This is a genomic window from Streptomyces sp. NPDC045968 (assembly GCF_056430475.1).
In genome coordinates, this window is record NZ_JBWKLF010000012.1 from 120,784 (window position 1) to 135,700 (window position 14,917).

The 14,917-nt window shown below is 72.0% G+C and carries 12 protein-coding genes; 6 read left to right on the top strand and 6 right to left on the bottom strand.

What is annotated here, in order from left to right:
* Nucleotides 1-6: 6 nt before the first annotated feature.
* Complete coding sequence (locus AC07FA_RS30180) at nt 7-771, bottom strand: GntR family transcriptional regulator (RefSeq protein ID WP_479079479.1); 765 nt, start codon at nt 769-771, stop codon at nt 7-9.
* A gap of 276 nt (nt 772-1,047) precedes the next feature.
* Entirely contained in the window at nt 1,048-1,932 is an 885-nt protein-coding gene (locus AC07FA_RS30185) for an RNA polymerase sigma-70 factor (RefSeq protein ID WP_479079480.1), read from the bottom strand.
* A gap of 129 nt (nt 1,933-2,061) precedes the next feature.
* Here AC07FA_RS30185 and AC07FA_RS30190 point away from each other — a divergent pair, with 129 nt between their 5' ends.
* From AC07FA_RS30190 to AC07FA_RS30200, 3 genes are all read left to right on the top strand, one after another.
* A complete protein-coding gene (locus AC07FA_RS30190) occupies nt 2,062-2,892 on the top strand; it encodes an alpha/beta fold hydrolase (protein WP_479079481.1) in 831 nt (276 codons plus the stop codon).
* Between the two features lie 144 nt (nt 2,893-3,036).
* Nucleotides 3,037-4,617 (top strand): alkaline phosphatase D family protein, encoded by a 1,581-nt coding sequence (locus AC07FA_RS30195; protein WP_479079482.1) that lies wholly within the window; start codon nt 3,037-3,039, stop codon nt 4,615-4,617.
* 126 nt (nt 4,618-4,743) lie between these two features.
* Nucleotides 4,744-6,123 carry a GNAT family N-acetyltransferase gene (locus AC07FA_RS30200; protein WP_479079575.1) on the top strand — a complete coding sequence of 460 codons (1,380 nt, stop codon included), beginning with the start codon at nt 4,744-4,746 and terminating at the stop codon, nt 6,121-6,123.
* On the opposite strand, the gene AC07FA_RS30205 is transcribed toward AC07FA_RS30200, so the two are convergent.
* Nucleotides 6,050-7,270, bottom strand: coding sequence for a trans-sulfuration enzyme family protein (locus tag AC07FA_RS30205; protein WP_479079483.1), 1,221 nt, complete (start codon nt 7,268-7,270; stop codon nt 6,050-6,052). The two genes, AC07FA_RS30200 and AC07FA_RS30205, sit on opposite strands and share 74 nt — an antisense overlap.
* Nucleotides 7,271-7,329: 59 nt before the next feature.
* Here AC07FA_RS30205 and AC07FA_RS30210 point away from each other — a divergent pair, with 59 nt between their 5' ends.
* Together AC07FA_RS30210 and AC07FA_RS30215 are read left to right on the top strand one after the other, a co-directional pair.
* A complete protein-coding gene (locus AC07FA_RS30210) occupies nt 7,330-7,842 on the top strand; it encodes an Lrp/AsnC family transcriptional regulator (protein WP_479079484.1) in 513 nt (170 codons plus the stop codon).
* A 48-nt stretch (nt 7,843-7,890) separates the two neighbouring features.
* Nucleotides 7,891-9,576 carry a DUF885 domain-containing protein gene (locus AC07FA_RS30215; RefSeq protein ID WP_479079485.1) on the top strand — a complete coding sequence of 562 codons (1,686 nt, stop codon included), beginning with the start codon at nt 7,891-7,893 and terminating at the stop codon, nt 9,574-9,576.
* A gap of 81 nt (nt 9,577-9,657) precedes the next feature.
* Here AC07FA_RS30215 and AC07FA_RS30220 read toward each other — a convergent pair whose 3' ends face one another.
* Nucleotides 9,658-10,152, bottom strand: coding sequence for a rhodanese-like domain-containing protein (locus tag AC07FA_RS30220; RefSeq protein WP_479079486.1), 495 nt, complete (start codon nt 10,150-10,152; stop codon nt 9,658-9,660).
* Between the two features lie 88 nt (nt 10,153-10,240).
* On the opposite strand from AC07FA_RS30220, the gene AC07FA_RS30225 reads away from it, so the two are divergent.
* A complete protein-coding gene (locus AC07FA_RS30225; protein ID WP_479079487.1) occupies nt 10,241-10,687 on the top strand; it encodes an Lrp/AsnC family transcriptional regulator in 447 nt (148 codons plus the stop codon).
* Here AC07FA_RS30225 and AC07FA_RS30230 read toward each other — a convergent pair.
* Both AC07FA_RS30230 and AC07FA_RS30235 read right to left on the bottom strand, forming a co-directional pair.
* The gene (locus tag AC07FA_RS30230; protein WP_479079488.1) at nt 10,677-13,739 is read right to left on the bottom strand and encodes an AAA family ATPase; all 3,063 of its coding nucleotides are present in this window, start codon (nt 13,737-13,739) and stop codon (nt 10,677-10,679) included. The two genes, AC07FA_RS30225 and AC07FA_RS30230, sit on opposite strands and share 11 nt — an antisense overlap.
* The gene (locus AC07FA_RS30235) at nt 13,736-14,902 is read right to left on the bottom strand and encodes an exonuclease SbcCD subunit D (protein ID WP_479079489.1); all 1,167 of its coding nucleotides are present in this window, start codon (nt 14,900-14,902) and stop codon (nt 13,736-13,738) included. Before AC07FA_RS30235 ends, AC07FA_RS30230 begins: the two co-directional genes overlap by 4 nt.
* Nucleotides 14,903-14,917: the final 15 nt, after the last annotated feature.

Below are 14,917 nucleotides of genomic sequence, written 5' to 3' on the forward strand. Positions count from 1 at the left end.
AGGCGGTCAGGAAGCCTGCCGCGCCTGGTCCTCGTGGCTGATCTCCAGGGCCCCCGAGTCACCGAAGGTGAGCCGGCAGGTGTCGGCCCGGTAGGTGGCCACGGAGACTGCCGCCGTACCGCCCGCCGCGAAGTAGCGTGTGGTGACCACGAGCACGGGAGCGCCCGGAAGCCTGTCGAGTTCCTTGGCGTCGTCCGCCCGGGCCGATCCCAGCTCCACCGAGCGGTCCTGGCCGTTGAGACCCAGACGGTCCAGCTCGCGCAGGACGCTCCGCGCGCGGGCGGGGCCCGAAGGGGCGTCGATCGCGGAGAGAGCGGGCACCGAGGAGGACGGGACGTAGAGGAGTTCCGCCGCGAGAGGCTGCCCGTGGCTGACCCGGATGCGGCGCACCATGTGCACGGTGTCGCCCGTGCCCGCGTCGAACATCGCGCTCACGGCTGCCGGGACGGGCCCGGTGGTGCAGTCGACGGGCTGCCACGTCTCGCCGGCGCCACCCGTCCAGTCCTGCTGCGCGGCGGCCACGGCGACTCCCACGCGGGGCGGGGCGACGGTGGTCCCCACGCCGCGGCGGCGCTGGAGCCTGCCTTCGAGTTCGAGCTGCTCCAGAGCCTGCCGGAGCGTGGCTCGGGCCACACCGAACCGGGCCGCGAGGTCACGCTCGTTGGGCAGGATCTCTCCCACCGCAAAGTCCGAGTCGAGTGCCTCACTGAGCACGGTCTTGAGGTGCCAGTACTTCGGCTCCTGTACCGATTCCAGCTGCGTGGTCCCCACCCTGTCCTCCGCAATCGCCCAGCGGCTTTCCGCGACGTTATTTATTAAAGGTTCCTGTCTTAACGTTGAGACCATAGGACGGTGCACCCCCTTGGTCAAGACCAATCCTTATCCAGTAACGGAGCGAAACGGCGACGCACCGCAGAGCGTTCACAGGACGTTCGTGATGCCGTGAGCCGCGCGCAGCACAAAGCCCCACGTCCGGGCGGGTCCGTGGGGCTCGGCACCTGAGTCGCGAGGGGCTCGCGGTGCCCATACGCAGTGGGCGGGCGGGAGTTATTCGACGGGCAATCCGGAGAGCTTGTCTGGGTTACGGATGATATAGGCGCATTGGATAACTCCGTCCCTGACGTCCACCTGGAAGAAGGTGTCCGGCACACCGTCGACGAACACCACAAGGGCCACGCCACCGTTGAGCTCGACCAGCCGGTATTCCCAGCTCTGGGTCCGGTCCTGCCCGACGGCGATGAGGAAGCGGGCCACCTTGTCCGCGGTCTCGATGATCCGCCTCGGAGCCTTCGCCTTGCCCCCGCTGTCGCTGACGAGCCTCACATCCGGCGCCAGTAGCGCGAGCAGCTGTTCGAGATCGCCGCCGGACGCCGCGGCGAGGAAGCGCTCGGTCAGGTCGCGGCGCTCGGCCGGGTCCACGTCGTAGCGCGGTTTGCGCTCCTCCACATGGCGCTTGGCACGTCCGGCGAGCTGACGTACGGCGGCCTCGGTCCGGTCCAGGGCGGTGGCGATCTCCGCGTACGGGAATCCGAAGGCTTCACGCAGCACGAAGACGGCGCGTTCCAGCGGCGAGAGGGATTCGAGGACGACCAGGACGGCGAGGGAGACGGATTCGGCGAGGACCACCCGTTCCGCGGTGTCCGGGACGGACGGACCGAAGTCGGTCACGACCGGTTCGGGCAGCCAGGGGCCGACGTATGCCTCGCGCCGCGACTGGACGTGGCGCAGCCGGTCGATGGCGAGGCGAGTGGTGATCCGTACGAGATAGGCCCTCGGCTCCCGCACGTCCTCCCGCGCCGCCGACGACCAGCGCAGCCACGCCTCCTGCACCACGTCCTCGGCGTCGGCGACGCGCCCGAGCATGCGGTAGGCGACTCCGGTGAGCACGGGCCGGTGTTCTTCGAAGAGATCGGTCACGGTATTGACAGTCACCGTGCCATCCCAGCCCACCCGCGGTGCGCTGTCCAGCGGGAATCGCCCGGGCCCTTGAACTGCGAGCTACCGGACGGTAATTGTTGCTGACACAACGTCTAAATCGCCAGAGAGCCAGGGAGCTACCGCATGGCCACCACGGCCTCGTTCACAGCCGGTTCCGCCGGAGAGCGGCACAGCGTGTCGATAGCGTACGAAAGGACCGGGTCCGGCGAGCCCCTGCTGCTCCTCCACGGCATCGGTCACCACCGTCAGGCCTGGGACCCGGTGGTGCGGATTCTCGCCACGGAACGGGACGTCATCGCCGTGGACCTGCCGGGGTTCGGCACCTCCCCCGGCCTGCCGGACGGTCTCCCGTACGACCTGACCACGGTGGCACCCCTGCTGGACGCGTTCTGCGAGGAGATCGGCGTGCGACGGCCCCATGTGGCCGGGAACTCGCTCGGCGGTCTGCTCGCCCTCGAACTGGGCCGCCTGAAGCTCGTCCGGTCGGTGACGGCGCTGTCCCCTGCCGGATTCTGGACGCCTGGCGAGCGCCGCTACGCGGTCGCGGCCCTGCGCGCGATGCGCCTGGGCGCCCTGTCCATGCCGGCTTCACTGATCGAGCGGCTCTCGGCCGGGGCGGCCGGGCGCGCGGCGCTGACAAGCACCATCTACGCCCGGCCCGGGCGCCGTTCACCCGAGGCCGTGGTCGCGGAGACGTTCGCGCTGCGCGAGGCGACGGGCTTCCATCAGACGCTGGCCGCCGGCGGGAACGTCGCCTTCAGCGAGGACGTGCCCGGCCTCCCCGTGACCATCGCCTGGGGCAGCCAGGACCGGCTGCTGCTGCGCAGGCAGGGGATCCGGGCGAAGCGCACCATCCCGGGGGCCCGGCTGGTGCGGCTGCCGGGCTGCGGCCATGTGCCGATGAACGACGACCCCGCGGCGGTGGCGCGCGTCATCCTCGACACGAGCCGCTGAGCGCCGCGGGGCCCGTCGCGTACGGCAGGGGCAAGGCCCTCTTGTTCACCTGAGGTTGGTGTGGCAGCCGCCGCCAGGCACTAGGCATGGGTCGGCGGGCAGCCACTTCTGCCCCGACCGCCCCATCGCCCCGGAGGACCCTCGATGTCGTCGCGTTCGCACGTCCCGCACCCCGGCCGCCGCACCGTCCTGCGCGGCTCGCTCGTCGCCTCGGCCGCCGCCACCCTTCCGGCCACCCTCACCGCGGCCCCCGCCTTCGCGCTCTCCGGCCGGCCGAGCGCGGCGTGGGGTGTCCAGACGGGTGCCGTGACCTCGTCGTCCGCCCTGGTGTGGGTGCGCTCGGACCGTCCGGCGCAGATGCTCGTCGAGACGTCGGCCACCGCGTCGTTCCGCCGGGCCCGCAGATGGCACGGCCCGCTCATCGGGTCCCGTACGGACTTCACCGGCACGACTCCGCTGTACGGGCTGCCGCCGGGCGAGCGGGTGCACTACCGGGTGACACTCGCCGACCCGCATGATCCGCGCCGGACGGGCAAGCCGGTGTACGGATCGTTCCGCACGGCCCCCGCGCGGCGCCGCGACGGCGTGCGCTTCCTGTGGTCGGGCGACATCGCGGGCCAGGGCTGGGGCATCAACCCGGACATCGGCGGCTACCGGGTGTACGACGAGATGCGGCGCCTCGACCCGGACTTCTTCCTCTGCAGCGGGGACAACATCTACGCGGACGGGGTGATCGAGCCGAGCGTGACGCTGCCCGACGGCCGGATCTGGCGCAACATCACCACCGAGGAGAAGGCGAAGGTCGCCGAGACGCTCGACGAGTACCGCGGCAACTTCCGCTACAACCTGCTCGACGAGAACCTGCGCGCGTTCAACGCACAGGTGCCCTCCGTCGTCCAGTGGGACGACCACGAGGTCCGTAACAACTGGTATCCCGGCCAGATCCTCGACGATCCGCGCTACACCGAGAAGAACGTGGATGTGCTGGCGGCCCGCTCGGTGCGCGCGTTCGGCGAGTACTTCCCCGTCCCGGCGTCGCACGGGCCCATCGGTGAGGGACGGATGCACCGCGTCGTACGACACGGGCCGCTCCTCGATCTCTTCGTCCTGGACATGCGTTCCTTCCGCAACGCCAACTCCCCCGGCCGGCAGCCCGACGACACCACCGGCATTCTCGGCGCCGCGCAGCTCGGCTGGCTCAAGCGGGAACTGTCACGCTCGCGCGCCACGTGGAAGGTGATCGCCGCGGACATGCCGCTGGGGCTGGTCGTCCCCGACGGTGCGACGAACTTCGAGGCAGTGGCTCAGGGCGATCCCGGCGCCCCGCTCGGCCGCGAACTCCAGCTGGCGGAACTCCTGCGCCACATCAAGCGGCAGCGGATCACCGGCACGGTGTGGCTGACGGCCGATGTGCACTACACGTCCGCGCAGCACTACTCCCCCGAGCGGGCGGCCTTCAAGGACTTCGCGCCGTTCTGGGAGTTCGTCTCGGGGCCACTGGCGGCCGGGGGGTTCCCCGCGAACCAGCTCGATGCCACCTTCGGACCCGACCGGGTCTTCCTCCAGGCACCGGAGCGGGCGAACGTCTCTCCCATGGAGTCGCCGCAGTACTTCGGCGAGGTGGACATCGACGGTGACAGCGGCGAACTCACGGTACGGCTCCGGGCGCAGGGCGGGACCGTCCTGTACAGCAAGGTGCTCCAGCCGGGGCGTACGGGACAGTGAGCCGAATGGCCATGGGAGAACCAGACAAAAAGAGACGATAGGCAACCAGATCCACACTTAACCCATCAGTCACAAGCCGTTCGTGATCAGGCAACACCGCTCGGTCACAGTGAGGACATGACTGATGTGACATCCGCGAAGAGTGCCCGCCGTCCCCACCACTGGCGGCGGGACCTGATCGAGCTGGCCGCCCTGTTCACGGCGGTCGCCGTGGCCGACGCGATCGCCAACCTGATCGGGCACCAGCCCGACGGCCCCTATCTGCTGATCGCCTCGGCCGTGGCCCTCGCCGCCACGGCCGCGTTCCACACCTGGTGGGCCCGGCGCCACAGTCACGCCCCGCCGGGCGCGGGCGCCGCCGGGGCGACACAGGACGTCGTGGCCGGGACCTCGCTGACCGCCGAGGACACCATCCTGTGGCGGATGCGGACGACCGTGCGCGACACCCCGGGCAGCCTGGCCGCCCTGTGCATCGCGCTCGCCCGTTTCCGGGTCGACATCCTGACGCTCCAGACGCACCCGCTGGCCGACGGCACCGTCGACGAGTTCCTGCTGCGCGCCCCCGCCGCGCTCCAGGCCCAGGAGCTCACCCGGGAGATCTCCGCGGCGGGCGGCAGCTCCACGTGGATCGAGCGCGCGGACGCCCACGACCTGGTCGACACCCCGACCCGGGTCCTCGGGCTCGCCACCCGTACCGCACTGGACGCCGCCGAACTCCCGCTGGCACTTCGGCAGTTGCTGGGCCGATGCACCATCCACTCGCTGCCCGCCGTCTCCATCACCGGCCGTCCCACCGGTGAGAGCGCACCCGTGGAAGGCATGCTGGAGGAGACCGTGATGCGGCTGCGCGATCCCTCGGGCGGTGTCATCACCGTGGAGCGTCCGCACCTGCCGTTCACGCCGACCGAGTTCGCCCGGGCCCGCGCCCTCGTGGAGCTCGACGCGCGGCTCGGCCCCCGGATCCCGCGCAGCGAGGACGTACTCACGCTCCCCGAGGGCAACGAGATCACCGTGCGCCGCGCGGACCGCGGCGACCTCGCCGCAGCCCGCGCCATGCACGACCGCTGCTCCGAGCGGACCCTCGGGCTGCGCTACCACGGGCCGGTGCGCGACGCCGACCGCTACCTCGATCACCTGCTGAGCCCGCGCTTCGGCCGCACCCTCGCCGTGCAGACCGCCTCCGGCAAGCTGGTGGCGCTCGGCCATCTGCTCTGGGACGGCGACGAGACCGAGGTCGCCCTGCTCGTCGAGGACGACTGGCAGCGCCGCGGGATCGGCTCCGAACTGCTGGGCCGACTGGTGGCCCTGGCGGTCGAGGCCGGCTGCGAGAGCGTCTACGCCGTCACCCAGGCCCACAACACGGGCATGGTCGCAGCGATGCGCGGCCTCGAACTGCCCCTCGACTACCAGATCGAGGAGGGCACGCTCGTCGTCACAGCCCGACTGGACGCCTCTCCCGTCCGTTCGCTGCCGCCGTACGAGCGGGCTGAGCCGACGGGCCGCTGAGCGCCTGGCACAGGTCGGCCCACAGGTCCTCGACGTCTTCCAGGCCGACCGACATGCGCAGCAGCCGGTCCCCGACGCCGGACGCCTGCCGGTCTCCCTCGGCCACGATGCGGTGGCTGATGGAGGCCGGGTGCTGGATCAGCGAGTCCACGCTGCCCAGGCTGACGGCCGGCGTGATGAGCCGTACCGCGGCGATCACCCGGTGCGGATCCCCGTACACCTCGAACGACACCATCGCACCCCCCACCCGCGGGTAGTGGACGCGGGCGATGCGCGGATCGGCGGTGAGGCGCCTGGCGAGTTCGGCGGCGCTCGCCGACGCGGCCCTGACCCGCACCGGCAGCGTGGAGAGCCCCCGCAGCAGCAGATATCCGGCGAGCGGGTGCAGTACGCCGCCGGTGGCGAAGCGCACCTGGCGCAGAGTCGCCGCGAACTCCTCGTCGCAGGCGACGACCCCGCCCATCACGTCGCCGTGGCCGCCCAGGTACTTGGTGGCACTGTGCAGCACGATCCGGGCACCGTGCTCGACCGGCCGCTGGAGCACCGGGGTCGCGAAGGTGTTGTCGACGAGCAGCGGAACGGACCCGCAGGCATGCGCGACGGCCCGGATGTCCACCTCGGCCAGGGTCGGATTGGCAGGGGTCTCGACGATCACGAGGCCCGTGTCGGGGCGGATGGCGTCGGAGATGCCCGCCGGGTCGGTCCAGGTCACCTCCGTACCGAGAAGTCCGGCGCCCAGAAGGTGGTCACTGCAGCCGTAGAGCGGGCGCACGGCGACCACATGGCGCAGGCCCATGCTCGCGCGGGCCAGCAGCACGGCGGTGAGCGCCGCCATTCCGCTGGCGAACGCGACAGCGCTCTCGGTCCCTTCGAGACGGGCCAGGGCGGTTTCGAAGCGGGCGGTGGTCGGATTGTCGAGGCGCGCGTAGACGGGCGGCCCGTCCGGCCTGGCGCCGGTGGTGGCGAACGCGTCGATCCGCTCGGCCTCGCCCCTGGAGTCGTACGAGGGGTAGGTGGTGGACAGGTCGAGCGGCGGGGCATGCAGTCCGAGGGAGGCGAGATCGTCGCGTCCGGCGTGCACGGCTTCGGTGGCCAGCGCCCGGGACGGGGATGAGGTCCGGGGCGCCATCGAGGCTTCGGTGTCCATGTCACTACTCTGAACAGCTGACGGGTCGAGGGGGCAGAACCCCGTGTTACGTTCGACGCATGGCTGATTCTGTCGTTCTCGATCCGGTGGATCTGCATATTCTGCGGCTCCTCCAGAACGATTCACGGACCACATACCGGGAACTGGCCGCCGAGGTCGGGGTGGCTCCGTCCACCTGTCTGGACCGGGTGACCCGGCTGCGCCGCTCCGGAATCATCCTCGGACATCAGCTGCGCCTCGACCCGGCACGTCTGGGCCGGGGCGTGCAGGCACTGCTCCTCGTGCAGGTCCGGCCGCACCGCCGCGAGCTCATCGGCCCGTTCGTGGACCGGATCAGGGCGCTGCCGGAGTCCCGTGCGCTGTTCCACCTCACCGGCCCCGACGACTATCTGGTCCAGGTGGCCGTCTCCGACACCGCGGACCTCCAGCGGCTGGTGCTGGACGAGTTCACCTCGCGCCGTGAGGTGGCCCGGGTCGAGACCCGGCTGATCTTCCAACAGTGGGAATGCGGGCCCCTGTTGCCCCCGGGCACACCGTCGGCGCCGCCACCGGGATCTCCGTCCGCGGGCTGATTCGCGGTGTTGGTGACGCGGAGGCCCTCGCCGTACGAGGATGTCCGCATGTCAGACACTACTCAGAGCCCGCTGCCCCGCCAGGTCGCCGACGCCTACGTCGACGCATTCATCGAACTCGACCCGATCACCGGTACGTATCTCGGCGTCGCCGACAGCGCACGCCGACTGCCCGACTTCTCGCCCGCCGGTCAGGCGGCAGTCGCCGATCTCGCCCGCGCGACCCTGGCGAAGCTCGACGCCGCGGAGCAGCTGCCCGGTGCGGACAGTGACGCCGAGCGCCGGTGCGGACGGCTGCTGCGCGAGCGGCTGACGGCCGAACTCGGCGTCCACGACGCCGATGAGGGGCTGCGGGTCGTCTCCAACCTCCACTCGCCGGTGCACAGCCTGCGCGAGGTGTTCACGATCATGCCGACCGGCACGGACGAGGAGTGGGCCGCGGTCGTGGACCGGCTGCGGGCCGTCCCGGACGCGCTGGAGGGATACCGCGCCTCGCTCGAACTCGGCCTGGAGCGCAAGCTGTACGGGGGGCCGCGCCCGACCACCACGTTCATCGAGCAGTTGACGAAGTGGGCCGGCGGCAGCGGTTCGGGATTCTTCCAGGACTTCGTCGCCCCCGGGCCCGCCGCCCTGCGCACGGAGCTGGACGCGGCGGCCGGTCAGGCCGCGGCGGCGCTCGTGGCGCTGCGCGACTGGATGAGCGAGGTGTACGCCCCGGCGATCGAGGGCGCTCCCGACACCGTGGGCCGTGAGCGGTACGCCCGTTGGGCGCGCTTCTACAACGGCACCGACCTGGATCTCGACGAGGCGTACGCGTACGGCTGGTCCGAATACCACCGCCTGCTGGCCGAGATGAAGGCCGAGGCGGAGAAGATCCTGCCCGGCGCGGGTCCCTGGGAGGCCCTCGCGCATCTCGATGTGCACGGCAAGCACATCGAGGGTGTCGACGAGGTGCGGACCTGGCTCCAGAACCTGATGGACGAGGCCATCGAGGCGCTCGACGGCACCCACTTCGAACTGGCCGAGCGGGTACGGAAGGTGGAGTCCCACATCGCCCCGGCGGGTGGCGCCGCCGCCCCGTACTACACCGGCCCCTCCGAGGACTTCTCGCGTCCCGGCCGGACCTGGCTGCCCACGATGGGCGAGACCCGCTTCGCCGTGTACGACCTGGTGTCCACCTGGTACCACGAGGGAGTTCCCGGCCACCATCTGCAGATCGCGCAGTGGACCCACGTGGCGGAGAACCTCTCCCGCTACCAGGCGTCGGTCGGGCAGGTCAGTGCCAATGCCGAGGGCTGGGCGCTGTACGCGGAGCGGCTGATGGACGAGCTGGGCTTCCTGCCCGACCCTGAGCGCCGGCTCGGCTATCTGGACGCGCAGATGATGCGCGCCTGCCGGGTGATCATCGACATCGGGATGCACCTGGAGCTGGAGATTCCGGCGGACTCGCCGTTCCACCCCGGCGAGCGGTGGACGCCCGACCTGGCCGAGGAGTTCTTCGGCAGCCACAGCGGCCGGCCCGCCGACTTCGTCGAGAGCGAGCTGACCCGCTATCTGTCGATGCCGGGTCAGGCCATCGGCTACAAGCTGGGCGAGCGCGCCTGGCTGCTGGGACGGGAGAACGCCCGCAAGGCGCACGGCGACGCCTTCGACGCGAAGGCGTGGCACATGGCGGCCCTCTCGCAGGGATCCCTCGGGCTGGACGACCTGGTGGACGAGCTGTCCAAGCTCTGATCCCGCGCCTGCTCGATCGCCGGACGGGCCTGGTGTACGGGCCAGTCCGGCGGTCGAGGGCACCTCTTCACCGTGGGCCGCTCAGCAGCCGCAGTCCTCGGAGTCGGCAGGGGCGGTGAGGGTGTCCGCGGTACGCCGCTCGCGCCCCTCCCAGGTCTCGAACTCGAAGCCCTCACGAGCCCAGTACTCGAATCCGCCGAGCATCTCCTTGACCTGGTAGCCGAGTTCGGCGAGAGCCAGTGCGGCGCGCGTCGCGCCGTTGCAGCCGGGGCCCCAGCAGTACGTGATCACGGGCACGGCCGGGTCGAGGAGTTCGCGGGCCTGTTCCGCGATGAGTGCGGTGGGCAGGTGCACCGCGCCGGGGATGTGCCCCTGGTCCCAGGAGGCGGTGGAGCGGGAGTCGATGACGACGAATCCGGGGTCGCCGTCCGCGGCGAGGGCCGCCGCGACGTCGGAGACGTCGGCGTGGAAGGCGAGCGAAGCCCCGAAGTAGGCGGCCGCCGCAGCCGGCGAGGCCGGCGGGACGCGCAGGACGGGGTTCGATGCGGTGGTGATCAGCTGGGAGGTCATGGCCAAAAATCTACGGGCGGTGATCACAGGGTGGAAGTGATGATCCCCGGCATCACTCTTGATTCGCCGTGGATTTCCCTGTTGTCTTTCGCGCATGACCGACTATTCCCCGGACGCCACTGACTGGCGCATCCTCGATGTCCTCCAGCGTGACGGCCGGGCCTCGTTCGCCGAGCTGGCGCGCGCCGTGGCGATGTCCCCGAGCGCCGTCACCGAGCGGGTGCGCCGCCTGGAGGAGCTGGGGGTGATCAGCGGTTACGCCGCGGTGGTGGACCCCGAGCGGCTCGGACTGCCGATTCTCGCCCTGGTGCGGCTGCGCTACCCGAACGGCAACTACAAGCCGTTCCACGACCTGACGGACACGACACCGGAGATCGTGGAGGCGCACCACGTGACGGGCGACGACTGCTTCGTACTGAAGGTCACCGCCCGGTCGATGAGACACCTGGAAGAGGTCACCGGCCGTATCGGCGCGCTCGGCGCCGTCACCACGAGCATTGTGTACTCCTCCCCGCTCCCCCGGCGGCCGATCAGCCGCTGAGCCCGCCCGCTCCACGGTGGCGCACCGTGGAGCCCTGCCGCTCCTTCACCACTTCGAGCTGGGCGGGGATGCGGCGCCGCAGATCGGCCACGTGGCTGACGATGCCCACGCTGCGGTCGCGTTCCCGCAGCGAGTCCAGGACGTCGAGCACCTCGTCGAGCGTCTGCTCGTCCAGGCTGCCGAAGCCCTCGTCGATGAAGAGGGTGTCCAGGCGTGCGCCGCCGGCCTCGTCGGTGACGACGTCGGCGAGGCCGAGTGCCAGGGCGAGCGAGGCGAAGAAGGTCTCGCCGCCGGACAGGGTCGCGGTGTCTCGCTCCCGGCCGGTCCACGAGTCGACGACGTGCAGGCCGAGCCCGGCGCGGCGTCCGCCGGAGCGGGCGTCGGAGTGGACCAGGGTGTAGCGGCCCGACGACATCTTCTGGAGCCGGGCGGTGGCGGCGGCGGCCACCTGTTCGAGCCGGGCCGCGAGCACGTACGCCTCCAGGCGCATCTTGCGTTCGTTGTCGGCGGAGGTGCCCGCGGTCAGCCCGGCGAGCCGGGCCACCCGCTCGTACTCCCGGCGCAGCGGCCCCAGGGCGCGTACCTCGTCGGCGGTCCGGCGTGACAGCCGACCGAGTTCGGAGCACCGTTCGCGGGCGGCGGCGAGCGCGGCCCCGGCGTCCCTCAGCAGCCGGTCGGCGGTGTCGTACGCGGTCCGCGCGGCGTCGGGGGTGGCCTGCGGGCGTTCTGAGGCGGCGTACGCGTCCTGCTCCGCCAGCCGGTCGGCGACGGCGGCGGCCTCGGCCTGCCAGGCGTCGATCCGGTGCTGGAGTTCGCGTTGGGCCGCATCGCCGAGCAGGGTCGCGGCCGCGGCGGCGGGGGTGTCGAACCCGGCCCTGAACGCCGCGTCGGCCAGCCGGTCGTCGGCCTCCTTGCGGCGTTGCGCGGCGCTCTCCTCGGCGCGTACGGCATCGGCCGCAGCGCCGAGCAGCTCCACGCGGCGTTCCAGCCGCTGGGCATGGGCGGCGACACTGTCCGAATCGCCGCGTGCGGTCACCAACCCGGCTTCCAGCGCCTCCTGTTCACGGTCGAGCGCCTCGCGCCGGGAGGTACGGGCGGCGGCCCTGCGCTCCGCCTGCTGCCGTTGGTCCAGTCGGCCCGCGTGCTCCCGTTCGGCGGCGGCGAGCGCTTCCCGTGCCGCGTGCGTGCCGGCGGCCAGCTGGTGTGCGGAGGCGTGCTCGTCGGCCAACCCGGCTACGACAGCGGTGAGTTCGGCGACCGAGGGGCCGGTGACAGCCTGCTCGCCGGCCTGCTCCGACGTCTCGCCCTCCCCTGCCCCCTCCGCCGCATCGGCGCTCGCTGCGGCGAACCGCTCCCGTACGGAGGCGAGTTCGTGCTCCGCCGCGGTGCGTGCCGCTTCGGCGCGCCGGTGCGCGGCGAGCGCCGCCTCCTCGGTCGACCGGTCCACATGGCCGTCTCCGGGCCGCGCCGGGTCGGGGTGGTCGGCGGAGCCGCAGACCGCGCAGGCCGCGCCGTCGACCAGTCCCGCGGCGAGTTCCGCCGCGATGTCGCGCAGGCGCCGCTCCCGCAGGCCCAGCCAGTGTTCGTGCGCCGCGAGCGCGCTCTCGCGGGCGTCGGACATCCGCCGGGCGGCGGCCTCCTCGTCCAGGGCGAGCGCGTCGCGCCGGCGTGCCGCTTCCAGCCGCCTGCGCGCGGGGGCCAGCCGGCCGGCCAGCTGCTCCGCGCGGGTCGCCGCCTCCTGGGCTTCGTCGACGCGTTCCTGGAGCTCACGGCGGGTGACGTCCCACCCCGCGAGCCACTGTCCGGTCTCCTGGATCAGCTCGTCGTCGGCGCGCGACTGCCGTTCGAGCGCGAGCCGTTCGGCGTCGATCTCCGTGCTGCGACGCTCCGCCCGGCGGGCGGCCTCCAGTCCGCCGAGCTCCTGGCGGAACCGGCGTTCCAGCGTGGCGAGCTGTTCCGCGCCCGCGTCGGCCAGGTCCGGGGGCAGCCCGGCGCGTGAGCGTTCACGGGCCTCGCTCGCCGCGCGGTACGCCCGCTCGGCCTCGTCGCGCAGATCCAGCGCCGGGGCGACCAGGTCGGCCTTGCGCGCACGGGCCAGTTGTCCGGCGCAACGGTCTCGTTCGGAACGGCCCGCCTCAAGGGCGGCGGCCCGGCCGCGCGTCTCCTCGTAGCGGTGCTGGAGTCTGGCGAGTTCGCGTTCCGCGTCGAGCGCGCGACGGGCGGCGGCCTGCCGGCTCTCGGCGGCGGACAGGGCCTGTTCGGCGACGGTGAGCCGTTCCCGTGCCCCGGCGCGGGCGACGGCGGCCCACTCCAGGACGCCTTCGGCGAGTCCGGGCTCACCCGGCCGGTCCTCGGGCAGCGGCCACTCCCGCCCGGCGGGTCCGGCTGCCTGGGCGATCCGCTGGGCGAGGCCGATGATCTGTTCGTCCCCGGCTCTGACCTGGGCCTCGGCGCCACGGCGCAGTTCGGCGAGCCGTTCCTCGACCGCGGCGAAGCGCCGGGTGTCGAAGAGTCTGCCGAGCAGCCTGCCGCGGGCCTCGGCGTCGGCGCGCAGGAAGCGGGCGAAGTCGCCCTGGGGCAGCAGGACCACCTGGCAGAACTGTTCCCTGCTCATCCCGATGAGCTCGGAGAGCTCCTCACCGATCTCCTGGTGCGAACGGCTCAGGGCACGCCAGCCGTGCTCGGAGCCGTACTCGCGCAGCCAGCTCTGCGCCTTCTCGGTCGTGAAGCCGGTGCCCTTCTTCTTGCGGCGCGGCTGGGCCGGGCGCCTGGTCACCTCCAGGCGGCGTCCGCCGACGGTCAGTTCGAGGCAGACCTCGGTGGTCAGTCCTTCCGGGGCGTGATCGCTGCGCAGCGAGGTCCCCGGGCTCTGCCTGGCGCCGGGGACCGCCCCGTACAGGCCGTAGCAGACGGCGTCGAGAACCGAGGTCTTCCCCGCGCCCGTCGGTCCGTGCAACAGGAAGAGCCCGGCCGAGGAGAGCGCGTCGAAGTCGACCTCCTGAGTCGCGCCGAAGGGACCGAACGCCGTGATCGTGAGCCGGTGGAGCCTCAACGGGACACCTCGCGCACGCCGCTGTCCACCCGTACGTCGTCGAACGCGGCGCGCAGCACCGCGCGCTCCCGCTCGTCCGGACCGCTCCCGCCGCGCACATGGGCCACGAAGTCCTCCGCGATCTGGTGGTCGTCGCGTCCCTTGAGACGCTGTGCGTACGAGGCGGAGGGGTCCTCGGGGGCCCGTTCCGGGTCGAAGACGAGGCTGAGGGTGTGCGGGAAGCGCTCCACGAGGCGGGCCATCGGGTCGTCCGGGCGCACCGGGTCGGTGAGGGTGGCCTCCACCCAGGACTCCTGGTGCTGTTCGTGGCGGGGGTCGTCGAGCAGGGTGTCGAGGTGTCCGCGGAGCCGGGCGAGGCGGCGGGGCACCGGGCAGTCGATCCGCTCGGCGGCGACGGAGCCCTCGGCGTCGAGATCGACCAGCCACATGGTCTTGCGGTGGTCCGCCTCGGAGAAGGAGTAGGCGAGCGGGGACCCGGAGTAGCGCACGCGCTCGGTGACGCGCTGGCTGCCGTGCAGATGTCCCAGGGCCACGTAGTCGACGCCCTCGAAGACTCCGGCCGGCACGGCGGCGACCCCGCCGACGGTGATGTCGCGTTCGCTGTCGCTGGGCTCGCCGCCCGCGACGAAGGCATGGGCGAGGACCACCGACCTGGTTCCGGCGGGCCGGGTGGCGAGGTCGGCACGGACGCGGTCCATGGCGGCGGTGAGGACGGCCTCGTGACCCGCCTTCGCGGCGCCGAGGGTCTCCTTGACCAGGGCGGGTTCCAGATAGGGCAGCCCGTAGAACGCCACCTCGCCGTGCGCGTCGCGCAGGACGACGGGGGTGCCGCAGCCGTCGGGGTCGGTACGCAGATGGATTCCGGCCCGCCCGATCAGGCCGGCGCCGACGCCGAGCCTGCGGGCGGAGTCGTGGTTCCCGGAGATCATGACGGTGGGGACACCGGCCGCGGCGAGCCTGTGCAGGGCGTCGTCGAACAGCTCGACGGCGGACAGGGGTGGCACGGCCCGGTCGTAGACGTCCCCGGACACCAGGACGGCATCGGCCCCGCGCTCCTGCACGGTGGCCACCAGGTGGTCGAGGAAGGCCCGCTGCGCGTCGAGCATCGGAACACGGTGGAGTGAGCGCCCCAGATGCCAGTCCGACGTGTGCAGGATCCTCACGACAGCACTCCGAAC